Here is a 25123-nt window from a genome sequence, read left to right on the forward strand (position 1 = left end):
ACATATGAAAGTATCTCCCGCCAAGGAAAACATACTCAAACGCGTCAGGAATGCGCTCAGCCAGCCTGTGCAGCTGCCTTTCCCGCGCGCGGAAGGAAATGCTTCCGTCTATAATACGCCCGAAGGGGAGGAGCCGGAGATCGCGTTTGCCGAAGCCTTTTCGCGGCTGCAGGGTAAGTTTGTGTTTTGCGCGGACCATGAGGAGCTGGCGGCCAACCTTTCCGCACTTGCTGCCAACAAGGACTGGAAGAAAGTGCATTGCCAGGAGCTGCAGCTGGTGCATATCCTGAGCCCCTACAGCTTGTCTTTTATCAATACGGGGGAGGACATGGATGATATAGATGCCGGCATCACCACCTGCGAAGCCCTGGTGGCCCGCACCGGCAGTATCATCATGAGCGCAGCGCAGCCCTCCGGCCGCAGTGTGGGCATTTTTGCTCCGGTACACATTGTAGTGGCCTATGCCAGCCAGCTGGTGCCCGATATCAAAGAGGGACTTCAATATCTGAAGGAGAAGTACGGTCCGGAGCTGCCTTCCATGATCTCGTTTCAGACCGGACCCAGCCGCACCGCCGACATCGAAAAGACCCTGGTGGTCGGCGTACACGGTCCCCGGGAAGTGTACGTTTTCCTGGTGGACCAGTAAAGATTAAGGGTGAAAGGCTAAGGGTGAAAGGCATCTTTTGAAGTTTAAAATTCAAGGTCTAAGGTCTGAAGTTCCATTCCGGGCAGATCAACTTTAGACGTTAAACTTTGGACCTTAGACCCTCGAACTTCAAACCAGAAATCAGAAACTGAGAAACCGCTGACTACTGACCAGTGATCATGACTGAAATTCCCCTGCCCGAAGGCAAAAAGGTTTATTTCGCTTCCGATTTTCACCTCGGCGCTCCCGACATGAAGGCCAGCCACATCCGGGAAAAACGCATTGTCCGCTGGCTGGATGAGATCGAGGAGGATGCCGCTCATATTTTCCTGGTGGGGGACCTGTTCGACTTCTGGTTTGAGTACAAAAAAGTCATTCCCAAAGGATATACCCGCCTGTTGGGCAAGCTGGCGGCGCTTTCCGACCGCGGTACCGGCATCTCCGTGTTTATCGGCAACCACGATATGTGGATGGACGGTTATTTCGAAGAAGAGCTGCATATTCCCGTCTATGTGGAGCCGCAGCGCTTTACGATAGGAGGTAAGCTTTTTTATATCGGTCACGGCGACGGGCTGGGGCCGGGCGACCAGGGATACAAGATGATGAAAAAGGTATTCCGCCACCCGTTGAGCCGCTGGCTTTTTGCCGCATTACATCCCAGCTGGGGGATATCCCTGGCGGACTACCTCAGCCGCCGCAGCCGCAGCGCCACCCAGCTGGAAACCTTTCTCGGGGAAGACCGGGAATGGCTGGTGACCTACTGCAAATCCCTGCTGCAGCAGGAGCATGCCGACTATTTTATCTTCGGTCACCGTCACCTGCCCCTGGATATCCGGCTGGGACCTGACAGCCGTTATATCAACCTGGGGGACTGGATCAATTATTACTCCTACGCCGTTTTTGACGGCGCCGATACCTCGCTGGTCTATTACGGACCGGAGTGAAAGAGGCAGCTCATCCTTCCAGGATCTCCTGCAGGATGGCCGGCGACCGCAGCGTGCCGAAATCCGGCAGATGCAGGCGAAAATATTCCAGGTAGGATTGCAGCAGCCTTCTGCGCGTTGCCTGGTTCATCGCCACCTCGGCGCTCTCCCGGGCATCCGCAGCCTGCAGCAGCCGCAGCGATACCCGGCTGTGCTCCTCATCGAGATAATAGGGATGATGCGGCAGCTCCCTGACAAAAACTCCTTCCCGGAGGTCGAGGTACACCTTACCGGACGCGGGCCGTTCCTCGAGGCCGAATCCCAGCTGTTTGCCCAGCTTCAGCAGGAAGAAAAGCGGCAGGTTGGCCGTTACCGTGTCCTGTTCGTCGAGCGTCAGCAGCGCCGCTTTGACAAAGCCGAAAAGCTCGGCAGGCGGCTCGGGCTGGTGCAGGCTGTGCTGTAAGACCTCCACGATAAAAAGCACCACCGCATTTTTGGTCACGTCCAGCAGGATGCTCCGGTAAATATGGGCCAGCCGGAAATCGGAAAGCCGCTGCAGGTTAGCCGAGCCGCGGTGATAAGCGACAAGCTCCAGCAGGTTGCCGGGTTGCAGCAGGTTGGCCCTGGCCGAGCGTGTGGCAGCCGTTCTTACTCCGTTGACCAGGTAAGCCTGGATACCTGTTGATTCGGTAAAAAGGGTGGCCACCACGCTCGTTTCCCGGTATTTTACCGTCCGCAATACCAGCGCTTCTGTTTTTTGTAACATGAGGAATACTAAGCAGGCCTCAAAACTACCGTTTTTTGACCGATCCCGTAGTTCTTCGTGCTCTCGTCACAGAACCTCGCAGCGGGGCACGAAAATTAATTACCTTTACGCCCCTTTACAGACGATATCGCGTAATGACCTGGAAACGCCTCGCCGGCCTGCTGCTGAAATTCCGAATGCTCCTTTTGCTCTTTCTGCTGATAGCGACGGGTATCGCCGTTTATTTTGCCCGGCAGGTAAGCCTTTCCTATGATTTTATCAACGCCATCCCCCGGGATAACCCGCAGTACCGGCAATATCTTGCCTTTAAGCAGCAGTTCGGGGAAGACGGTAACATGCTGGTAGCCGGTGTGCAGACGCCGGTTTTTTTCGGAGAAAGGTTTTTTGCCGACTATGATTCGCTGGTGCATCAGATCCGGCGGATACCGGGCGTGGAGGACGTGCTCAGCATTCCCGGTGCGGTGAACCTGGTAAAAGATGCCGGCACGCAGCACCTGCGCGCCGTTCCCATCTTTGGGAACCCCGCCTCGCCTCTGGACAGCCTGAAGGACACTTTTCTTTCCCTTCCCTTTTACCGGGGTATGCTTTATAACCCCGCCACCCACGCCTACCTGATGGCGATGCGCATCAACAAGGATGTGATGAATACCGCGCGCCGCACCGCCGTGATCGGTCAGGTACAGCGGACGGTAGACGCATTCGGTAACGCCCATCATGTGCAGATGCACCTCAGCGGTCTGCCGCTGATCCGGACCATGGTGGCCGATAAGGTAGCCCATGAGCTCAAGATATTTCTCGGGATATCCTTCCTGCTTACCGCCTTTATTCTCTTTGCCTTCTTCCGCTCCGCCGGCGCCGTGATCATTTCCATGGTGGTGGTAGCCATAGGCGTGGTATGGTCCCTCGCTACCGTGGTCCTGCTGGGTTACAAGCTGACCATACTCACAGGGCTGATCCCGCCGCTGATCGTGGTGATCGGTATTCCCAACTGCGTATACTTCCTGAACAAATACCATACGGAGTATGCGCGGCGCAAGGATAAGCGGCAGGCCCTGGTGGAGATGGTCCGCCGGATGGGCATCGTTACCCTGTTTACCAACCTGGTCGCCGCCATCGGCTTTGGGGTGTTTTGCTTCACCAGCAGCGCCATCCTGAAAGAATTCGGGGTCGTGGCCGGGCTGAACATCATGTTTATCTTCCTGATCTCCTTTATTTTCCTGCCCGCCATCCTGAGCTATCTTCCCGTGCCCCGGGACCGGCATACCCATTACCTGGACAACCGGCTGGTACAGGGAGTGCTGCAGGCGCTGGAGACCTGGGTATTCCGCTACCGTCCCGCGGTCTACGGTGCGGCGGCGGCGGTGGTGGTGATCGCCTTTATCGGCATCGGCCGGCTCAATGCGGTAGGGCATATCGTGGATGATATCCCGCACTCCGACCGCATCTACCGGGACCTTAAATTCTTCGAACATCATTTTCACGGCGTAATGCCATTGGAGATACTGGTGGATACCCGTCGGAAATACGGTATTACCACGTTGCCCACCCTGCAGAAGCTGGATCAGCTGACCCGCGCCATTGCAGGGCATCCCGAGCTCGCCCGCCCCCTCTCGCTGGTAGCGGGGCTGAAATTTGCACGGCAGGCCTATTACAACGGGGACAGCAACAGCTATGCCATTCCCAACCAGTTTGATATTGCCTTTCTGGCGCCCTACCTGCGGATGAAAGGCGGGGAGGGAAAGGCGGCCGGCGGGGACTTCTCCAGGCTTACCGCCACTTTTATGGACAGCGCCCGGCAGGTAGCCCGTGTAAGCGTGAACATGGCCGATATCGGCACTGCCCGGCTGCCGGCGCTGCTCGATTCGCTCCACCGGCAGACCGACCGCATCTTTGATACCGCCCGCTACCGGGTGACCTTTACCGGGAGCAGCATCACCTACCTGGAGGGCAGTCACTTTATCATTTCGGGGTTGCGCGACAGCATCCTGCTGGCTTTTGTGCTGATACTGGCCTGTATGTTCTACCTGTTCCGTTCCTGGAAGATGCTGCTGATCTCCATGATCCCGAACATCATACCCCTGCTGGTGACGGCCGGAGTGATGGGCTGGGCGGACATTCCCCTGAAGCCTTCCACCGTGCTGGTGTTCAGCATAGCCTTAGGGATAGCCATCGATGTGACCATCCGTTTCCTGGTGAATTTCAAGCAGGAGCTTCCCGTGTACGGCTATGATATTTCGGCTACGGTACGGGGCACCATCCGCGATACGGGACTGAGCATCATCTATACCGGGCTGATCCTCTTTGCCGGCTTTATGATCTTCAGCTTCTCCGGGTTCGGCGGCACCCAGGCCCTTGGCCTGCTGACTTCCCTCACCATCCTGCTGGCCATGGTCGCCAATCTCACCGTTTTACCGGCCCTGCTGCTATGGATGGAAAAATCCCTGCAGAAAAAGGGCCGTTCCGGCAAGCTATGGCCCGGCCTGGAAGGCGAGGACGCCGGCGTTGTTCCCGGCCGTTCTGCATAGGGATCTCTCTCCCCACCTATCGTCTGCTGTTCCCGCATATGCACCGCCTGATGGCGGAGAGGGAGGATTTTGTTCCCCGGAGTAAAAGTTTTTTTCGAAAAAACGGTTTGTGTAGGGCAAACATGTAATTTTGCATCACCTGATTTAACAAAATTATAACGGTTAGCTTATGAAAAATTTCTTACTATGCCTACTTCTTACGGCGTTAAGTTTCGGGCAGCTACTGGCCCAGGAACGGACCATTTCAGGTACGGTTACCGGCAGCGACGGAAAACCGGTTCCCTTTGCCACCGTACAGGTGGAGGGGACAAACCAGGGGACGGTCACCGATGAACAGGGGAATTTTACCGTTCCTGCCTCGGGAGACGCTGTTATCCGTGTTTCATACGTCGGATACAACGCCATCGAGGTCCCTGTAAACAACCAGTCTTCCCTGTCGATCACCCTGCAGGTGAACCCCAACGCCCTGAATGAGCTGGTGGTGACCGCCCTCGGTATCAAAAGGGAGAAAAGAACCCTTTCCTATACCACGCAGGAGGTCAAGGGTGAAGACCTCGTAAAATCCCGCGAAACCAACTTCTTAAATGCGTTGCAGGGGAAGGTCGCCGGCGTGCAGATCAATTCGAACAGCGGTATGCCCGGCAGCGGCTCCCGTATCGTGATACGGGGCGCTTCCTCACTGACCGGCCAGAACCAGCCGCTTTTCGTAGTGGATGGCGTTCCGATCAGTAACCAGCAGATCGGCGCCGGGGATGATGATCCCGTTTTGTTTGGAGGCTCTACCCCCAACAGGGGCGTCGACATCGATCCGAATATTATTGCCAGTGTGAACATCCTGAGGGGTGCTGCAGCGACGGCCCTGTATGGTTCCCGCGCCGCCGGCGGGGCTGTTATCATTACCACCAAGAGCGGCCAGGGCATGAAGAAAGGCATGACGGTAAATGTTAGTACTGCTGTAACTTTTGATCAGGCTATTCTTCCCGAATTCCAGGATAAGTATTCCGCCGGGATAGACGGTAAATACTATGATGAAGTAAATCAACAAACTTCTTCTTCTTGGGGAGCGAGGCTGGATACCCTGAAGGTCAACGGGGCACCGGTTAAAAAATATGATCCGCGGAGTCAGTTTTTCAAAACCGGCGTTACGTCGGATAATTCTGTTAGCCTTACCGGTACTACGGATAAATCCGATTATCTCTTATCTTATTCTTTCCTGAAACAAGGTGGAATAGTCCCCAATACCAATTATACCCGTAATTCAGTATACGGAAGGTTTGGAACTCAGTTCTCCGACAAACTAAGGGCCAATGTAACTGTCAATTACGTCAATTCCGATAATGACCGCCAGCCTGAAGGGAACGGCACTTCCAGCTATCTCTGGGGGATCATGAGAGCTCCGGTTACCTATAATCTGAAACCGGTATTGGATGAGAACGGAGATCAACGGACATATCTGAATACGATCAATAACCCGTTTTGGGCAGTAGATAATATTGGGTTGAATCTGAATGTAGACCGCTTCATAACAAACGGAAGTCTGATCTATCAGCCACTGGACTGGCTGACCTTTACGGAGCGTATCGGTGCGGATGTTTATTCGGATACGCGAAAATTCCACGAAGAGATCGGTTCCAAGAGTGACTATCCGGATGGCAGAATGTTTGATGAGCTGATCCACAGCCGCCAGATCAACCATGACTTTTATGTAGAGGCTCGGAGAGATCTTTCTTCTGACCTTGACCTCTCGGTAATGGTCGGAAACAACATCATTTCCGAGTGGACCAACGATGTTTTCAATAAGGGGATCGGTCTTTCGGGCTATAACTTCTTCGATATCAGCAACGCGGAAACCGTTACCTCCTCTGTAGATCTGCAGCGGCGGCGGCGGGTAAGCGTCTATGGCCAGGCAATCCTGGAATACAAGAAGATGTTGTCCTTAACGGTCACAGGAAGAAACGATTGGTCATCCACGCTTCCTATCAATAACCGGTCTTATTTCTATCCTTCAGTTTCCGGAGCTTTTGTATTCAGTGAATTACCAGGACTTAACGGTAGTTCTGCGCTTAGCTTCGGCAAATTGCGCGCCGCCTATACCGTTATCGGTAATGACGCCGATCCATACAAAACCGGAACTTATTATTCAAAGCCTGCAATTGGGGACGGACAGCGTGGCGAAATAACCCTCCCCTTCGACGGACAGAATGCTTTTGTGCTGGATAATGTACAGGGGAATCCGAATCTGAAGCCGGAAAGGATCAAAGAATTTGAAGTAGGGCTCGAGACCCAATGGCTGCATAACCGTCTTGGTCTGGAAGTGGATTATTATAACAAGATCAGCCAGGACCTGATCTTCCAGACGCCGGTTGCCGCTTCCAGCGGATTTGTGGAATCCCTGATCAATGCAGGTGAGATCCGCAATAACGGTTTGGAAGTAACCTTGAACGCCACACCGGTTCAATCAAAGGATTTCAACTGGAATATATCGGTAAACTGGTCCAAGAACAACAGCAAGATCGTTTCCCTGGCCGAAGGGGTTCCCTATATCCAGGTTGGCGGATTTGTGGATCCGGGAATTTTCCTGGTGAAGGGCTATTCCTATGGTTCCATATGGGGAACCAAATGGAAGCGCAACGAAAAGGGCCAGTTATTGATTGATGAAGACGGTTATCCGATTGTCGATGACGCGCTCGGTGTGATCGGGGACATATCGCCGGACTGGATAGGGGGCATTACCAATGAATTTTCCTATAAGGGAATCGGCCTTTCTTTTACCTGGGATACGAAACAGGGCGGGGACGTGATGAACCTGGACCGGTATTACCTGGGTGCGGCCGGCGTGGCCAAGTATACCGATACCCGGGAAACCACCAAGGTCTTTGAAGGAGTACATGAAGACGGGAAGCCCAATACCACGCCGGTAAAGCTGGATCAGTCCTATTACAGGAGCTATGTTCCCGGTGTCGAGGAAGCCTGGGTGGAAGATGGGACCTTTGTTAAGCTTCGGAATGTAACCCTTTCCTATTCGCTGGATCCGAAAATATTGAAACGTTCTCTCCTGAAAGGAGCTACCTTATCGGTAACGGGTCGTAATCTTTATATTTACAAGCCCCACTTTACCGGGTCGGATCCTGAATTGGGGCTGTATGGCAGCGGCAGTAACTCGCAAGGTTTTTACAACTTTATCACCCCCAGCACCCGATCTTATACGGTAGCATTGAAGTTAACTTTCTAAATCCGGAATCATGAAGACAAGCATTATAAAGTTTTTACTGGTCAGCGGTATCCTTATAGTAGGATCGGGATGTTCCGATTTTCTCGACGTAAATGACAATCCCAATGCCGCCAAAGACGTAAAAGAGGGTTTGTTGGTTACCTCCACCGAAACCATTACTGCCTATAACGTAACGGGAGGATTCCCGGCAAGGGTGTCATCCTACTGGACCCAGCAGGTTTCCTTTAACACGCCAGGACCCGATATTGACAGCTATCAGATGTTGGCTTCCACGGTGGAAAATACCTGGACATTTGATTTGTATGCCGGTATTTTGAAAAACCTGAAAGTGCTGGAAGAAAAGACGACCGATAACGGTAACAATTACTACTGTGCTATTGCCAAAATAATGCTGGCGTATAACATGGGCGTAGTAACCGATCTCTGGAATGACGTGCCTTATTCAGATGCCTTTCAGGGATCCGAAAACTCACAACCCAAATATGACAGCCAGGAGAAAGTGTATGAGGAGATCGGTCAATTGCTGAATGATGGCATTGAGCTGGCAGGTAAGTCGTACGAGGGTGAAAAGCCCGGCAGTGATGATCTGATCTATGGCGGCGACATGGACGAATGGACGAAGTTCGCTTATATGCTGAAGGCCCGCTATGCCCTTCGGCTGATCAATGCGCCGGGAAAGGATAAGGCTGCGCAATGTAATGCGGCACTTGCTGCGTTGAAGAATGGGTTCTCGGGTAGTGGTGATAATGCAGCAGTGCCTTTTAGTACCTCCGCAGGCGGAGAGGCCCCTTGGTATCAGTTTATCCAGAAGTGGAGCGGTGCCTATATGGCTTCTACCTTCATTAATATGCTAAAGGCTTCCAATGATCCCCGTATATCAGTGATTGCAGAAAAGGCGAAAGAAGGGAATGCATACATCGGGCATGTGATAGGTTCCGAGCACTTAACGGATGATGAGGTCTCTGCAGTAGGAGACCTGTTTGCCAAAGCCGACGCCCCCGTTTACCTGGCTACTTATGCCGAGGCGTTATTCATTAAAGCGGAGGCTACCTACTGGACCAAAGGTTTTGCCGCTGCCCAGCCTATCCTGACAGCGGCAGTAAAGGAAACTGCTGCCGAATGGGGCATGGATCCTGAAAGTTTGGCGATGACGACTTACATTACTGCACATTGCACGCTCACTTCCGGCAATGCTTATCAGGTAATTATGACGCAGAAATATATCTCCAATTTCCTGTCGCTGGAAGCTTTCAATGACTGGAGAAGAAGCGGATTTCCGAAGCTGAGCCCGGTGGAGAATGCCTACATCAATACCATTCCCCGCAGGTGGGTGTATTCTTCTCAGGAAGTATCCAGTAACCCTCAGCCCGAGCAGAGCGGGGTTAAGCTTACCGGCCGGGTATGGTGGGATACAAAATAATACAGAAGGAAAAATCCGATTATAAAGGAGCCGGTCAGCTATTTTGACCGGCTTTTTTCTTTTACCTCAGCACCCTTTTCAGCACCACCGTCAGGCTGTCGCCGCGGAGGTCTTTGGCAATGACCTTGCCGGTGGGGTCCAGCAGGAAATTGGCCGGCAGCATCTGTACGCCGTAGGTAGCGGCGGGAACCGAATTCCAGCCTTTCAGATCGCTGACCTGGGTCCACTGCAACCCGTCGTCACGGATGGCTTTTTCCCAGGAGCTCTTTTTGGTGTCGAGCGATACGCTGAAGATGGTAAAATTCCGCGGGAGAAACTGCTTCCAGGCCTTTACCAGCACAGGACTTTCTTCCCGACAGGGGGCGCACCAGCTGGCCCAGAAATCAACAAGCACATATTTGCCCCGCAGCGAAGAAAGGGCAACCTCCTTGCCATCCGGTCCGGGGTAGGCAATATCCGGGGCGATGCTGCCCACGGGAACGGCTATATCCCCGCCCCGGTCGTTCATCGTCTTGTGGTAGGCGGCGGCGGCCTGCCTGGCCAGCATGCTGTTGGGAAACCGCAGGGGCAGGCTATCATACAGGCTGCGATTGGCCGCCAGCTCCCCGGGTGCATGCAGCAGGCTGAGGGCGAAGACGGCTATGGTGGCGTCGCCGGTACCGCGCACGGTCTGCAGGATGTATGCGCTCAATGCCCGGGAACTGTCGCGCAGGTTTGTACCCGTCGCATAGATCAGGCTGTCCCGCGCTTTTATCTTGTTCAGATAGCTGTATGCCTGCTGCTGTTTGCGGACCTGGTTGGCCCGGCGGGCGGTCTCTCCGAGAAAATCCGACAGCGCCGCCGTTGCCGGCGAGCCCGTAATGCTGAGGTTAGCGGGATGCAGATAATCGCCCTTTACCCGGATATCCCCGGGCGCCAGCACCAAGTACAGGGCCGTGCTGTCCTGCAGCATGACGCGGAACAAGCCCTCTTCGCTCAGCGGGCCGCTGAAGGAAAACTGCCCTGCCGCGGCATCGATCACCGCCGTGTCGATGATGCGGTTGCCGCTCATGTCTACCGCCTGCAGCACCGCCTTACGGATATGGGGCGGCAGATGGCTGAGGGTGATATGTACAGTGAAATGATCCGCATCTTCGGTCCGGCAGCGGAGCAGCAGCAGGGCCGGCAGACAAAGCACAATCAGGAATAGCCGGCGCGGCCGGAACTTTGCGGCAGGGCCGGAAAAAACAGGTGGAAATAGATGTTTGGCAGCATTCATTCCGGGTGGTTTCAGATGATTAATACCGGCGCCGGCGGCCGCTCCGGCGTTCAGGAGCGAAAGGCATTCCAGCCCTGGGCCGTCAGCGCATGTTTTTTACCTCCTTTGCTGTAAAGGTAAGTACCTTCTGCCGGCTCGGTGAGGTAGCCGACTACGCTGATCTGTTCGGAGAGGGTGACTTTTTCATGGTCTTCCTGGCGGATCGTAAAGAGCAGCTCATAGTCCTCTCCTCCGTGCAGGGCGCAGGCGGTAGGATCCAGTCCGAACTTCAGCGCCATATTGCGGCTCTGGTCGTGGATAGGGATCTTTTCCTCATAGAGCAGACAGCCCACATTGCTTTGCCGGCAGATATGCAGCAGGTCTGAGCTGAGCCCGTCGCTCACATCCTGCATGGCCGTCGGGACGAGCTCCTGCTCTTCGAAGAAAGCAATGATATCCCTGCGGGCTTCCGGCCGCAGCAGACGTTGTAAAAGATAAGTCTGGTTTTCGAGGTCGGGCTGCACGCCGGGATGCTCCTGGTGGATTTTTTTCTCGCGTTCCAGCAGCTGTAATCCCAGGTAGGCAGCGCCCAGGTCCCCGCTTACGCAGATCAGATCGCCGGGGCGGGCTGTACTCCGCCGTATAAAGCGATCGGGCGCCACCTCTCCGACAGCGGTGCCGCTGATGATCAGCCCTTTCCGGGAGGAGCTGGTATCGCCGCCGATGAGGTCGGTCTGATAATTTTCGCAGGCATGGTATACGCCTTCATAAAACTCATGCAACGCCTCCAGGGGAAAGCGGTTGGAAAAGGCAATGCTCAGCAGGAACTGCGAGGGACGCGCATTCATGGCATACACATCCGAAAGGTTCACCACCACCGATTTATAACCAAGGTGCTTCAGGGGGGTATAGGCCAGATCGAAATGTACCCCTTCGATCAGCAGGTCGGTAGTCAACACGGTCTGCCTGCCGAAATGGTCGATCACCGCGGCATCGTCGCCGACGCCAAGCAAGGTGCCGGCATTCTGCAGGGTGATGTTTCTGGTCAGGTAGTCGATCAGGCCAAATTCGCCCAATTCTTCTATTTCGGTACGTTCCGCCATGATGATAAAATTGTCAAAAAAGATGCATCCTTATCCGTTCACCATTTCCAGCAGCGCATCGTGGATCAGTCCGTTGCTGGCCACCAGTGGGGGGCGGTAAGGCGAATAGGCGTTGCCGCTGAAGTCGGTCACTTTCCCGCCCGCCTCTTCCACGATCAGGAAGCCGGCTGCGCTGTCCCAGGCATTCAGCTGGTGCTCCCAGTAACCGTCAAAGCGGCCGCAGGCCACCCAGCAGAGATCGATGGCGGCCGACCCGAGCCGGCGCACCGGCAGGCCGCGGCGGACCGCCCTGGCCATGGTTTCCGCGGGATCGTTGGGCATCTCCGTCCAGCGATACGGGAAACCGGTAGCCAGGCAGGCCTGTCCGAAGTCCGTTCTGGACGAAACGCTGATCTTTTGGTCGTTGAGGGTGGCTCCGGCGCCTCTCTGCGCAAAAAACAGCTCCTTTAAAAAAGGATTGTATACCGCTCCCATCAGCATCTGCCCCGCTTCTTCCACGGCTATGGAAATGCAGCAGAGCGGAATGCCCTGGGCATAGTTGACCGTGCCGTCGATCGGGTCGATGATCCATTTGTAGGCGGAGTCCTGTTTGATCTCTCCGGATTCTTCGCTCAGGATAAAGTGGTCGGGAAAGGCTTCGCGGATCACGGTCATGATGGCCGTTTCGGATCGTTTATCCACTTCCGTGACCAGATCGTTGACCGTGGTTTTACTGGAAACGGCATAGGATTTTCCGAAATATTCCTGTAAAATCTTCCCGCCGGCCTGCAGGGCACTGAATAAAGTCGGCTTTAACATACCCGCAAAGATACGGGGAACGATCGATAGCCGCCGGTCATCCGGCCGATTTGTTTTAAATCAGTAACTTTGCGCTGCCAAAGCATAATTACAGTAGAAATCCATGCCGATATTCGGAACGCTGATCAGCCGTGCCCTGCGCATCCGCAAACAGGTTACGGTGCCAAGGGGAACCCCGAGGGCCTACCAACGACAGGTGTTGCATCGTCTGCTCTTTAAGGCAAGGTATACCGAATTCGGTCTGCACTACCGTTTCCCCGACCTGCTCGAATCCCCGGACTGGCTGTCCCGCTTCCGGGACGCTGTGCCGGTACATTCCTATAACCGTATGAACAGGGAGTGGTGGCACCGCTGCCTCGACGGGGAAGAAAATATTACCTGGCCCGGAAAGGTAAATTATTTTGCGCTCAGCTCGGGCACCTCCGAATCGGCCAGCAAGCACATCCCCGTGACCCGGGATATGCTCCGCACCATCCGTAAGGTAGGCGTGAAGCAGCTGTTCTCCATGGTGAATTTCCCCATTCCCCACAAGTCTTTTGAGAAAGGCATCCTGATGCTGGGGGGCACGACGGATCTGCACAACCGGGGCAATTATTACGAAGGCGATATGAGCGGTATCAGCGCAAAGAACATCCCCCGCTGGTTCCGCTATTTTTATAAGCCCGGCGGAAAGATCTCGCACCGCGCCGACTGGGAGCAGCGGATCCGTCTCATCGTCCGCAAAGCCCCGCAGTGGGATGTGGCTACCGTATGCGGCGTTCCGGCCTGGGTGCAGATCGTGTTCGAGGAAATCATCAAATACCATAAAGTAGCCCATATCCACGATATATGGCCCAATCTGGCCATCTATATTCACGGGGGCGTGTCCTTTGAGCCCTACCGTGAAAGCTTTAAGCGGCTGCTGGGGAAGCCCATCACCTATATCGAAACCTATATGGCTTCGGAAGGCTCTTTTGGCTTTCAGGCACGGCCCGATACCAAAGGTATCAAGCTGGTGCTCAATGCCGGCATCTTCTATGAATTTATACCCTTTAATGACGAGAATTTCGATGCGGAAGGTGAGCTGCGCGCCGATCCCAGGGCCTATATGATCCATGAGGTGGTGGAAGATGTGGCCTATGCCGTGGTACTAACCACCTGTGCAGGCGCCTGGCGTTATCTGCTGGGGGATGTGATCAGGTTCACCTCCGTAAAAGAGCATGAGATCGTCATTACCGGCCGCACGAAGCAGTTTCTCAGCCTTTGCGGGGAGCATCTGTCCGTAGACAACATGAACCGGGCCATCGAGACGGTGGCCAAAAAGATGGGGATCACCATCCGGGAGTTTACCGTAGGCGGTATGCCGTATGAAAACCTGTTTGCCCATCATTGGTATATCGGTACGGACCAGCCGGATGCCGATCCCCGGGAAGTGCAGCGGCTGCTGGACCAGACGCTTTGCGAGCTCAACGACGACTATGCCGTGGAACGTATATCGGCCCTGAAGGCAGTCTTTGTAACCCTGCTTCCCCAGGAAGCTTTTATCCGTTACCTGCGCTGTAATGGCCGGGAAGGTGCCATGAATAAATTTCCCCGCGTCCTCAAAAACGGTCTGCTGAAACAGTGGGAGGACTTTCTCCGTGAGGAGAAATTTCTTTAAATTTCCGCTTTCAACGGGCAACTAATCATTATTTAGACCGTTTTAGAGGAATGACTGCAGCTTTTATAGGAGGTTTAGGATTAGGCATTTTTTTATCCCTTTCGGTAGGGCCGGTCATTTTTGCCATTATCAAATACAGCGTTAACAGCGGATTCCGCGCCGGCCTTTGCTTCGCCATCGGCGTTTCCTGCAGCGATACCATGTTTGTGGTGCTGGGCAATGTGGCTTCTTCCTTTATTTATGAGCTTGGTGAGATGACCCGCACGATCGGGATAGTCGGCGGCATCGTGCTGATCGGAATGGGGCTGTACGGCTTATTTTTCAAAAAATTACGGATCCGTGCAGGGGAGGATCGCCCTGTGCTCACCCGGAAACGGGATTATGCCAAAGTATGGCTTTCGGGCTACCTTATGAATACCCTCAATCCGGCGGTGGTATTGTTCTGGCTGGGGATATGTACGGCCAACAGCGCCCTTGAGCTGGATTACCGTCTGGTGCTTTTTGGCACCTGCCTGGCCTTTGTGCTGTCGGCGGATATCGCTAAGGTGTTCCTCGCCGATAAGATCAGGCACCGGCTTACGCTGGGTACGGTGCGCTGGCTGAATCGCATCGCCGCGGTGAGCATGCTGGTCTTCGGCGGAATTCTCCTCTATGCCGTCGTGTTCCGCGTGGGAAAGCTGGGACACTGAGAAAGTCTAAGGTTGCAGGTCTAAAGTCTAAAGTTTATGTGTCTGAAATGGAACCTTAGACTTTGAACTTTAAACAAAAATGCCTTTTACCTTTCTCCTTTTGCCTCTAACCTTCCGCTGCGATCGTCCAGGTTTCCCGGCCGGCCAGCAAGGCGTCCAGGTCGGCGGGCTTCTGTGTCTGGACTGCCGTAATCTGTGCTCCCATCAGCTCTTCATAAGTGGGGCGCTCGCTTGCATAAAACACGCCAAAGGGACGGGGCAGATGCCCGGGCTGACTTGCGTCGTCAAACAGCCGGGTAAGTACCTGCGCCTTGTAAAAATCCTGCTCGTCGTGGATCCAAAGGTCGTCGGCGCTGTGGCCTTCGTTCAGGGAAACGACCACCGGCCTGAAGCCGTCCAGCTTTATCCCTTTGTCCCGCCCGGCGCCAAAGATCAGCGGCTGACCTTGTTCCAGGAACAAGGCCTCTTCCGGCTTGCTGCCCTTTTCGGTATAAACGGCAAAGGCGCCGTCGTTGAAGATATTACAGTTCTGGTAGATCTCGAGCAGCGAAGCGCCGCGATGGCCATGGCTCCGCTTGAGCATTTCCTGCAGATGCTTGGGATCGCGGTCCATGCTGCGGGCCACAAAGGTGGCGTCGGCGCCAAGGGCCAGGGCCGCCGGGTTAAAGGGGTGATCGATGCTCCCGTAGGGGGTAGACTTGGTCACCTTCTTCTCCTCGGAGGTAGGGGAATACTGGCCTTTGGTCAGGCCATAGATCTGGTTATTGAACAGCAGGATGTTGATATCGAAATTGCGGCGCAGGGCATGGATCAGGTGGTTTCCCCCGATCGACAGGCTGTCCCCGTCCCCGCTGACCATCCATACGCTCAGCTCCGGACGCGTAGCCTTCAGCCCGGAGGCAATGGCGGCTGCCCGGCCGTGGATCGAATGCATCCCGTACGTATTCATATAATAAGGGAAGCGGGAGGAACACCCGATCCCGGAGATGATGACGATATTTTCCCGGGGAATGCCCAGCTGAGGCATCACCGTCTGTACCTGTTTCAATATGGAATAATCCCCGCATCCCGGACACCAGCGTACTTCCTGGTCGGTGGCAAAATCCTTGGCCGTTAGCGTCTGCGGGGCAATTGTTGCTGTCTCCATGGCTTTATCCTCTTGTAAAATAAGTATGCAAAGTTATTGAATATCGGGGTAGGAACAAGGGGAGTTTGAAGAAGCGGCTATTCGCTCGGGATCAGGCCCGCCATATAAGTCTTCAGGTACTGCGTGGGCGTCATCCCCGTCAGCATGCGGAACTGCCGGTTGAAATTGGAGAGGTTGTTGAATCCGCATGTATAACATATCTGTGATATGCTCAATTTATTTTCTATCAGCAGCTTACAGGCATGGCCGATCCGGACCTCCAGCAGAAATTGCCAGTAAGTTTTCAGCGTTCTCGATTTGAAATACCGGCAGAAGGAATGGGGACTGATATTCACCAGCGCGGCCACATCCCGGATGCCTATCTTTTGCTGAAAATGATCCAGTGTATAATTATAAATGGCGCTGATATTATCGGTATTTTCGGGGTTGTAGGAGCGGGTAAAGCCGATATGGGAAAGGAGGGTGCAGGATTTGGACTGGGCGATCAGCTCCAGCATATTGAGCAGCAGCGATATTCTTTTGACATCCCCGGCTTTCAGGATCACCTCCATCAGCGTGCTGATTTCCTGCCGGGTCCTGCCGGTGATGCGAATGCCCTGGGCCGACTTTTCCAGCAGCTCCCGCACCCGTTTCAGCTCGGGCAGCTGCAGAAATCCGTTGCCCCAGAAATCCGGCTTAAAATGGATGGCGATCGCTTCAATATGCAGGCCGGGGGTTCCCTGGAAATACTGCGCATCGCTTCTCCACATATGCGGCAGATTGGGGCCCAGCAGGATGAGGTCTCCGTCGGCAAAAGGTTCCATGCTGTCGCCCACCAGCCGGGTGCCGCTGCCCTTGCGGATCAGCGTCAGCTCCATTTCGGGATGATAATGCCAGCGGTTGTACAAATAAGGGTAAATATCCTCCCTGATGCTGAAGGAATAGTTGTATCCGGTATCTACCTTTCTGAGGATCGGTTTCATGGTCTTCCGTTTCCGTAATTGAAGATACGTCAGGCCGGGGAGAATAAAAAAAGCATTGCCAATATAGTATCAGTATCGGCCAATTATTTGAAATCCGGCTGCGCTGTAAAGCATTTCCTTTGTGACGGGTCTGCGAAGGTATGCCGCAGGACCAGAAATGAGCAAAAAAACATGAACACGAAAGCGATTTGTATACATCCCCGGGACAACGTCATGGTGGCCCTGACCGATCTGCCTGCCGGGGAAACGATAGACGTCAACGGGCGGAGCTGCACGCTGACGGAGCCCGTACCCGTAAAGCACAAGTTTGCCGTCACCGCGCTGAAGGAAGGAGACGCTGTGACGATGTACGGCGTCCTGGTGGGCAGGGTGCTGCATCCCATACCAAAGGGCGGCCTGCTTACGGTGAAAAACGTAAAACATGCCTCGGGAGGCTATGGGCTGGGCGAGCGAAAAACCGACTGGCAGGTACCGGATGTGACGAAATGGAAGGACCGGACTTTTATGGGCTTTCACCGCGCCGACGGATCGGTGGGTACCGCCAACTACTGGCTGCTGATACCGCTCGTTTTCTGCGAGAACAGGAATGTGCAGGTGCTGGCGGAAGCTTTTGTAAAAGAGCTGGGCTATGCGCTTCATCTCTCGCCCGCGCAGGAACAGGTGCGGCAGCTGGCCGGTATGTACAGGGCGGGGAAAACGGTGGAAGACATATTGGGTGCCGGCAGCGGCGGGGAAACGACGGCCGCGGCGGTAGCAGAAAAGGTTTTTCCCAATGTGGACGGTGTCAAGCTGCTTACCCATACCCTCGGTTGCGGCGGGGTACGCGACGATACCCGGGCCCTCTGCGGACTGCTGGCCGGCTATATTACCCATCCCAACGTGGCCGGCGCCACCGTGTTGAGTCTGGGCTGCCAGAATGCCCAGATATCGCTTTTAAAAGAAGAGATCGACCGGCGGGATAGGCAGTTTTCCAAACCGCTGTATATCCTCGAGCAGCAGGCCGTCGGGAATGAAACGGTGCTGCTCAGGGAAGCGGTGAAGCAAACCTTTGCCGGGCTGATGCAGGCCAACGAATGCGTCCGCCGGCCGGCGCCGCTCGACCGGCTCTGTCTCGGGCTGGAATGCGGCGGGTCCGACGGCTTTTCGGGAATATCGGCCAACCCCGCGCTGGGTTATGCCTCCGACCTGCTGGTGGCGTTGGGCGGAAGCGTCATCCTCTCGGAATTTCCCGAGCTCTGCGGCGTGGAGCAGGAGCTGAGCGACCGCTGCGTGGACGAAGCGACTGCAGGCCGGTTTATGGAGCTGATGACGCGCTACCAGGAGCGCGCGCGGGCCGTAGGGTCGGGGTTTGATTCCAACCCCTCTGCCGGAAATGTGCGCGACGGGCTGATCACCGATGCTATCAAATCGGCCGGCGCGGCAAAAAAAGGAGGTACTTCTCCCGTGACCGATGTGCTGGATTATCCGGAGAAGGTGCGGAAAAAGGGGCTTACCCTCCTGTGCACTCCGGGCAGCGATATCGAATCCACCACGGCGGAAGTAGGTGCCGGCGCCAGCATCGTCGTATTTACCACCGGGCTGGGCACGCCCACCGGCAACCCGGTAGCTCCCGTGCTGAAGGTATCTTCCAATACCCGCTTGTTTGAGAAGATGAACGATATCATCGATATCGATGCCGGCGCCGTCATCCGCGGCGAGTCGACCATTGAGGAGGTGGGAGAACAGATACTCGAGTCCATCATCAAGGTGGCCGGGGGAGAAGCAAAGGCGAAGGCTACCGCAAACGGCCATGACGATTTTATCCCATGGAAACGGGGCATTTCTTTATAGAGGTGAAAGGTGAAAGGTGAAAGGTGAAAGGTGAAAGGTAAAAGGTAAAAGGTAAAAGGTCCATTTCAGGCAAAGTAACATTGGACATCAGAAATCTCAGACTGCATATGGCTCAATGGTTAAAGTAAGGTTTTGTTCCAGGCAGATCAACTTTAGACCTTAGACAAATTAAATTTAAAATCAGAAACGTCAAATCAGAAACCCGAAACATGAAACTATACAACACCACCGCCGGCATTCTGCTTCAGGATGACAACAGCTATTACCGGCTGCAGGAAAGCTGGGACGAGCTCATCAACCGCGAAGGGCTCCATCCCTACCTGGCCGGTAAGAAGAAGGAAGCGGCAGAGCTCTCTGCAGAAGAGGCTGAGACGCGTTATCTTAAAACCCTGCTTCCCCCCATCGGGAGCCAGGAGGTCTGGGCTGCCGGAGTTACGTATATGCGTAGCCGTGATGCACGGATGGAAGAGTCAAAAGAAACGGGCGGAGCAGGTTTTTACGACAAGGTGTATGAAGCGGAGCGGCCGGAGCTGTTTTTCAAGGCGCTGCCCCATCGCGTGTCCGGTCCGGAACAGCCCGTATACATCCGTCAGGACTCTTCCTGGAACGTCCCCGAGCCGGAGCTTACCCTGTTTATAAATGCTGCCGGCAGCATCCAGGGGTATACGGTCGGCAACGACATGAGCTCCCGCAGCATCGAAGGTGAAAATCCGCTGTACCTGCCTCAGGCCAAGGTATATGAGCGGAGCGCCGCCCTCGGGCCATGTTTGTTTGTGCCCGGAGAACCGATCTCCCCCGATACCTGCATTACGATGACCATCCTCCGGAAAGAGGAGGTTTGTTATAAAGACAGCGTAACGCTCAGCCGGATGAAGCGTACCCTGCCCGAGCTGGCCGGATGGCTCTACAAAGCCAGTGGTTTTCCCGCCGGCAGCTTCCTGATGACCGGCACCTGCCTGGTGCCCGAAGACAGCTTTACCCTGCAGCCCGGCGATCGTGTGGAAATAACAATCGACGATATCGGCACCCTGGTAAACCGGGTGGAGATGTATCCGGCGCAGCAACCGTAATTTTTGTATATTGGATCAAATGACGCATATCACAAAACCAACCACTATGAAGAAACTGCTATTCCTCGCTTTTCTGATCATCTCTGCGGGCGCCTTTGCGCAAAAGCCCGGCAAGTTTAACGGGCTTGACATGAATATGGGTAACCTGTACCGTCTTTCCGACGCCAAAACCCGCTCCATCAGCCCGGAAAATCATACCGGAGAGCCCGGCAAGGGCGGTATGGCTACCCTGGAGAACGGTACGGCAAAAAATGCCGCGCGCGATCTGGGCCAGGGCTGGAAGGTGAATCCTTATGTTCATATAGCGCCGGGACAAACCTATACCCTCGCCGATGTGAGCGGACCCGGCGCCATACAGCATATCTGGATGACGCCGACGGGCAACTGGCGCTATTCCATCCTGCGCATCTACTGGGACGATGAAAAGGAACCCTCCGTGGAAGTTCCCGTGGGTGATTTCTTTTGCATGGGCTGGGGAAAGTATGCGCCGGTAAACTCGCTGGCGGTATGCGTAAACCCGGGCAGCGCCTTTAACTGTTACTGGACCATGCCCTTCCGGAAAAAATGCCGCATCACCATGGAAAACATCAATACCGAGCCGATGACCCTTTATTACCAGGTCGACTATACGCTCACCGATGTGCCCGACGATGCAGCCTACTTCCACGCCCAGTTCCGCCGCAGCAATCCTACCCAGGGATCGCTGCATACGCTGGTAGACGGCATAAAGGGCAAAGGACAGTATGTGGGGACCTACCTGGCCTGGGGTGTGCACAACAACGGCTGGTGGGGTGAAGGCGAGATCAAGTTTTATATAGACGGCGACTCCAAGTTTCCGACCATTGCCGGCACGGGCACGGAAGACTATTTCTGCGGCTCCTACGATTTCGATACCGATCAGGAACGCCCGAATGGCACCATGAGCCGGGAGTATACGCCTTTCAGCACGGCTTATGCCGGATTGCCGCAGGTGATCCGCAGCGACGGTCATTATAATGCCATGCCCCGTTTCGGTCTCTACCGCTGGCATATCATGGACCCGGTCCGCTTTACAGACGGGCTGAAGGTGACCATACAGGACCTGGGATGGCGCAGCGGCGGCCGTTATCAGCCGCAGCATTCAGACATCAGCAGCGTGGTGTTCTGGTACCAGAGCGAGCCGCATGCTCCCTTCCCGAAGCTGCCTTCAAAGGATGAACTGGAAGTACTTTAAAAAAAAACGCATGTATAAAAAAAGAAGCTTTATCATGGCTACGGCCCTGCTGGCCACGCTGGCGTGTAACCATCCCCGTCAGGGTACCGAAAGCAATACCGGGGAAAGCTTTCCCGAAGGTACCTTTGGGTACGATGTGACCTTTCTGCAGCAGCACGACAGCGTCATCGTGCTGAAGGACGGCTCCGGCATGGCCGGCGTGATCGTTTCCCCGAAATACCAGGCCAAGGTCTTTACCTCTACTGCCGAAGGGCCTGGGGGAAGAAGCTTCGGGTGGGTGAATTACAAAGCCTTTACCGGTCCGAAAGATGCGCATATGAACGCTTATGGCGGGGAAAACCGTCTCTGGCTGGGGCCGGAAGGGGGCAAGTATTCGCTTTTCTTCAAGCCCGGTGCCAAGATGGTGTACGACAACTGGGTCACGCCGGCTGCGGTGGATACTGACCCCTGGGAAGTATCGGAGAAAAGCGGGCAGTCGGTATCCATGAAAAAAGATATGCAGCTGCAGAATTATGCGGGCGCTACCCTCAACCTTTCTGTAAACCGTAAGATCACCCTGCTGGACCGGCCTTCCGCAGAAAGTCAGCTAAGCATACAGCTGGGAGATTCGGTAAAGGCCGTCGGCTACCAGACCGATAATACCATCACCAATACGGGCAACAAAGCCTGGACCGCCGAAACCGGCATGCCCTGCATCTGGATACTGGATATGTTCCGTCCGGCGCCCCGGACGGTGATTGCAGTGCCTTATCGGCATCCTGAAGATCATAAAACCCCGGTGGCCACGGCGGACTATTTCGGCCAGATCCCTCCCGACCGGCTGAAATACGACAACGGGGTGTTGTTTCTGAAAGCAGACGGCAAGTCGCGGGGTAAGCTGGGCGTTCCGCCCGGCCGGGCAAAAACAGTGGCCGGCAGCTATGACCCGGAAAGCAATGTGCTTACCATTATCCATTTTGATATGGACTCTACCGGCAAATACCTGAACCAGGAATGGAATACCGACAAACCTGTTTTCAGCGGAGATGCCGTAAATGCCTATAACGACGGTCCGCTGGAAGACGGCAGCCAGATGGGGCCGTTTTATGAAATGGAAAGCGTGTCCCCCGCGGCAGCGCTGGATGCCGGCGCATCGCTTTCCCACCGCCACAGCGTATTTCATTTCACAGGCGACAAGGCTGCGCTGAACCGCATCGCGGAGCAGGTGCTGGGCGCCTCCCTGCAGCGGATCGAAAATACCTTTGGCGATCAGTAAGGCCCGCGAAGGATAACCCTGTTATATACCAAACAACCGTATACCCATGACCCAGGAAGACAACCGCCGATCGTTTCTGAAAAAACTGACCTTGGGGAGTATAGGTGTTGCCGTTACTCCTTCTTCCATGCTTGAACGCTCTGCCGCTCCCCCGAAAGCGGATAAGGGTCGATTCCTCCCGGCGGAGGGAGAACGGCAGTACAACGGCGATTATACAGGCGCGTACCTGAACCGCCTTGCCTTTCCTCTCGGCGGCATGGGCGCCGGGATGTTTTGTCTCGAAGGTACCGGCGCTGTTTCTCACATGTCTGTCCGTCATCATCCGGCGATGTTTAACGAGCCGGGCATGTTTGCGGCGCTTGCCGTAAAAGGACAACCCCGGGGGGTAAAGGTGATCGAAGGCCCGGTTCCGGGCTGGAAAAAATTCGGCAAGCCCGGATCGGGGAACGGCGATGCCGGCGCTACCTACGGACTTCCCCGTTTTGGCAAAGCTACTTTTACCACCCGTTTTCCTTTTGGCGTCATTCAGCTTGCCGATGATGATATACCCTTCGAAGTGGAGCTGAAAGGCTGGAGCCCGTTTATACCGACCGACGAAGATAATTCCAGTCTCCCGGTAGCGGTCTTTGAATACCGGTTTACCAACAAGGGAAAGCAGGAAGCGGAAGCGGTCTTTTCCTACAATGCACGCAACTTTATGGCCGAGGAGGGTGGCAAGAATGCCATAAAGGCCATGGAGCGCGGTTTTGTGCTGTCTGAAGCCGGTAGTGACAAAAAGCCTTTTCTGAAAGGTGATTTTGCCATCTTCACCGACGATGCCGCTACCGTCGTAGATCATTGCTGGTTCCGCGGCGGCTGGTGGGATCCGCTGACCATGGCCTGGAATACCATCAAGAGCGGTAATACCAAACAGCATGCGCCCGTTCCGGCAGATGCGCCGGGCGCTTCCCTGTTTGTACCGTTTCGGCTCCGCCCCGGCGCGGTAAAGACCATCCGGCTGATGATGGCCTGGTATGTTCCCGATTCCGATCTGCACCTGGGTCCGGATGTGAAACCGGAGACAGGCGATGCGGATGACTGCGACTTATCTTCCGAGCTGGGCTATGCCGGTAAAAAAAATCCGACCTCCCATTACAAGCCTTGGTATAGCAGCCGCTTCGGGGATGTCGCCGAGGTGGTTCGTTACTGGAAGGATAATTATGGCACGCTTTATAAAAACAGTGCTCTTTTTGAAAAGGCCTTTTATGCCAGCAGCCTTCCGCCGGAAGTTACCGAGGCCATAGCTGCCAACCTGAGTATCCTGAAATCGCCTACCGTCCTGCGCCAGTACGACGGGCGGCTGTGGAGCTTTGAAGGTTGCGGTGACAACGGCGGCTGTTGCGAAGGATCTTGTACCCATGTGTGGAACTATGCCCAGGCCGTTCCCCATCTTTTTCCTTCTCTGGAAAGAACGCTCCGCAATACCGAGTTCTGCGAGGATCAGAATGCCGAAGGGCATCAGAATTTCAGGGCGGCGCTGCCCATCCGGGCAGTGAAGCACGACTTCCATGCTGCCGCTGACGGACAGCTGGGCGGTATCATGAAGGTATACCGGGATTGGCGCGTCAGCGCCGACCATACCTGGCTGCGGAAGATATTTCCCCTGGTCCGGAAGAGCATGGACTACTGTATAAAAACGTGGGACCCGCGGCACAAGGGAGTGGTAGAGGAACCGCATCACAATACCTACGATATCGAATTCTGGGGGCCGGACGGTATGTGCACCAGCTTCTACCTGGGTGCGCTGACCGCCATTTCGGAGATGGGCCGTTTTCTGAACGAGGACGTTTCCACCTATCAAAAGCTGTATGCGGCCGGTAAGCAATATATGGAGCAGGAGCTGTATAACGGTGAATATTTTATACAGCGGATCACCTTTACAGGGCTTAATGCTCCCGACCCTGCACATGAAAAGTCGTTCAACACAAAATATTCCGATGAGGCCCTGCGTATACTGAAGCAGGAAGGACCCAAATACCAGTACGGAACCGGCTGTCTGGCCGACGGTGTGCTGGGCGTCTGGATCGCAGCCATGTGCGGACTGCAGACGCCTGTGGATCCCGGAAAAGTAAAAAGTCACCTGCTGGCGGTGCACAAATACAACCTGAAGGAAGACCTCAGCGACCATGCCAACCCGCAACGCCCCGGTTATGCCCTGGGCAACGAAGGAGGACTGCTGCTGTGCACCTGGCCCAAAGGCGGCATGCTTTCCCTGCCCTTTGTATACAGCGACGAGGTATGGACCGGCATCGAATACCAGGTGGCTTCGCACCTGATGCTGATGGGACAGGTGAAGGAAGGTCTGGAGATTGTACGGGCCTGCCGCGACCGCTATGACGGGCGCGTGCGGAATCCTTTTAACGAATATGAATGCGGAAGCTGGTATGCCCGTGCCATGTCCAGCTATGGCATGATACAGGGATTGACCGGGCTGCGCTACGATGCGGTGGACCAGAGCCTGCACCTGCATAACGGCACCGGCGATTTTACCGCCTTCCTTTCCACAGCTACGGGCTTCGGCACCGTCAGCTTCAAAAACGGCCGTCCTTCCCTCCAGGTAGCCTATGGTAGCATACCGGTGAAAGAAGTGTTTATCGGCGATAGAAAAACCACGCTGGCTGCCACCTGA

The 25123-nt window shown here is 54.9% G+C and carries 18 protein-coding genes; 12 read left to right on the top strand and 6 right to left on the bottom strand.

The annotated features are described in order from the left end of the window. Nucleotides 1-4 precede the first annotated feature (4 nt). The gene (locus tag ABD851_RS09400) at nucleotides 5-646 is read left to right on the top strand and encodes a LutC/YkgG family protein (protein WP_344978513.1); all 642 of its coding nucleotides are present in this window, start codon (nucleotides 5-7) and stop codon (nucleotides 644-646) included. Between the two features lie 179 nt (nucleotides 647-825). Continuing rightward, complete coding sequence (locus tag ABD851_RS09405; RefSeq protein WP_344978515.1) at nucleotides 826-1590, top strand: UDP-2,3-diacylglucosamine diphosphatase; 765 nt, start codon at nucleotides 826-828, stop codon at nucleotides 1588-1590. A gap of 10 nt (nucleotides 1591-1600) precedes the next feature. Here ABD851_RS09405 and recO read toward each other — a convergent pair whose 3' ends face one another. Next, the gene (gene recO, locus ABD851_RS09410; protein WP_344978517.1) at nucleotides 1601-2335 is read right to left on the bottom strand and encodes a DNA repair protein RecO; all 735 of its coding nucleotides are present in this window, start codon (nucleotides 2333-2335) and stop codon (nucleotides 1601-1603) included. A 134-nt stretch (nucleotides 2336-2469) separates the two neighbouring features. Here recO and ABD851_RS09415 point away from each other — a divergent pair, with 134 nt between their 5' ends. From ABD851_RS09415 to ABD851_RS09425, 3 genes are all read left to right on the top strand, one after another. Then, entirely contained in the window at nucleotides 2470-4860 is a 2391-nt protein-coding gene (locus ABD851_RS09415) for an efflux RND transporter permease subunit (RefSeq protein WP_344978519.1), read from the top strand. Nucleotides 4861-5029: 169 nt separating this feature from the next. Further along, nucleotides 5030-8092 carry a SusC/RagA family TonB-linked outer membrane protein gene (locus ABD851_RS09420; RefSeq protein ID WP_344978521.1) on the top strand — a complete coding sequence of 1021 codons (3063 nt, stop codon included), beginning with the start codon at nucleotides 5030-5032 and terminating at the stop codon, nucleotides 8090-8092. A 10-nt stretch (nucleotides 8093-8102) separates the two neighbouring features. Beyond that, nucleotides 8103-9512: a SusD/RagB family nutrient-binding outer membrane lipoprotein gene (locus ABD851_RS09425; RefSeq protein WP_344978523.1), complete on the top strand. Its 1410-nt coding sequence runs from the start codon at nucleotides 8103-8105 to the stop codon at nucleotides 9510-9512. 61 nt (nucleotides 9513-9573) lie between these two features. On the opposite strand, the gene ABD851_RS09430 is transcribed toward ABD851_RS09425, so the two are convergent. Genes ABD851_RS09430 through ABD851_RS09440 form a run of 3 tightly spaced genes read right to left on the bottom strand, consistent with a single transcriptional unit; the run spans nucleotide 9574 to nucleotide 12650 of the window. Next, entirely contained in the window at nucleotides 9574-10770 is a 1197-nt protein-coding gene (locus ABD851_RS09430) for a redoxin domain-containing protein (RefSeq protein ID WP_344978526.1), read from the bottom strand. A gap of 50 nt (nucleotides 10771-10820) precedes the next feature. After that, nucleotides 10821-11852, bottom strand: coding sequence for a thiamine-phosphate kinase (gene thiL / locus ABD851_RS09435; RefSeq protein ID WP_344978528.1), 1032 nt, complete (start codon nucleotides 11850-11852; stop codon nucleotides 10821-10823). Nucleotides 11853-11882: 30 nt separating this feature from the next. Next, nucleotides 11883-12650 (bottom strand): inositol monophosphatase family protein, encoded by a 768-nt coding sequence (locus ABD851_RS09440; RefSeq protein ID WP_344978531.1) that lies wholly within the window; start codon nucleotides 12648-12650, stop codon nucleotides 11883-11885. Nucleotides 12651-12753: 103 nt separating this feature from the next. On the opposite strand from ABD851_RS09440, the gene ABD851_RS09445 reads away from it, so the two are divergent. Both ABD851_RS09445 and ABD851_RS09450 read left to right on the top strand, forming a co-directional pair. Beyond that, on the top strand, nucleotides 12754-14289 hold the full coding sequence (locus ABD851_RS09445) for a GH3 family acyl-acid amido synthetase (protein WP_344978533.1): 1536 nt from the start codon (nucleotides 12754-12756) through the stop codon (nucleotides 14287-14289). A 50-nt stretch (nucleotides 14290-14339) separates the two neighbouring features. Further along, nucleotides 14340-14978, top strand: coding sequence for a LysE family translocator (locus ABD851_RS09450; RefSeq protein WP_344978536.1), 639 nt, complete (start codon nucleotides 14340-14342; stop codon nucleotides 14976-14978). Between the two features lie 106 nt (nucleotides 14979-15084). Here the strand turns inward: ABD851_RS09450 and ABD851_RS09455 are convergent, their stop codons facing one another. Beyond that, complete coding sequence (locus ABD851_RS09455) at nucleotides 15085-16125, bottom strand: 2-oxoacid:ferredoxin oxidoreductase subunit beta (RefSeq protein ID WP_344978538.1); 1041 nt, start codon at nucleotides 16123-16125, stop codon at nucleotides 15085-15087. Nucleotides 16126-16202: 77 nt separating this feature from the next. Then, entirely contained in the window at nucleotides 16203-17087 is an 885-nt protein-coding gene (locus tag ABD851_RS09460; RefSeq protein ID WP_344978540.1) for an AraC family transcriptional regulator, read from the bottom strand. A gap of 171 nt (nucleotides 17088-17258) precedes the next feature. On the opposite strand from ABD851_RS09460, the gene ABD851_RS09465 reads away from it, so the two are divergent. The 5 genes from ABD851_RS09465 (at nucleotide 17259) to ABD851_RS09485 (ending at nucleotide 25123) form a co-directional block, all read left to right on the top strand. Then, a complete protein-coding gene (locus tag ABD851_RS09465) occupies nucleotides 17259-18917 on the top strand; it encodes a UxaA family hydrolase (RefSeq protein WP_344978543.1) in 1659 nt (552 codons plus the stop codon). A 209-nt stretch (nucleotides 18918-19126) separates the two neighbouring features. Then, nucleotides 19127-19987, top strand: coding sequence for a fumarylacetoacetate hydrolase family protein (locus tag ABD851_RS09470; RefSeq protein WP_344978545.1), 861 nt, complete (start codon nucleotides 19127-19129; stop codon nucleotides 19985-19987). Nucleotides 19988-20033: 46 nt separating this feature from the next. Continuing rightward, nucleotides 20034-21200, top strand: a complete 1167-nt coding sequence (locus tag ABD851_RS09475; protein ID WP_344978547.1) for a glycoside hydrolase family 172 protein — start codon at nucleotides 20034-20036, stop codon at nucleotides 21198-21200. A 10-nt stretch (nucleotides 21201-21210) separates the two neighbouring features. Beyond that, a complete protein-coding gene (locus tag ABD851_RS09480; protein WP_344978549.1) occupies nucleotides 21211-22455 on the top strand; it encodes a DUF6786 family protein in 1245 nt (414 codons plus the stop codon). Nucleotides 22456-22501: 46 nt separating this feature from the next. After that, nucleotides 22502-25123 carry a GH116 family glycosyl hydrolase gene (locus ABD851_RS09485; protein ID WP_344978551.1) on the top strand — a complete coding sequence of 874 codons (2622 nt, stop codon included), beginning with the start codon at nucleotides 22502-22504 and terminating at the stop codon, nucleotides 25121-25123.

Source organism: Compostibacter hankyongensis, assembly GCF_039541075.1.
Classification (GTDB): Bacteria; Bacteroidota; Bacteroidia; order Chitinophagales; family Chitinophagaceae; genus Compostibacter; species Compostibacter hankyongensis.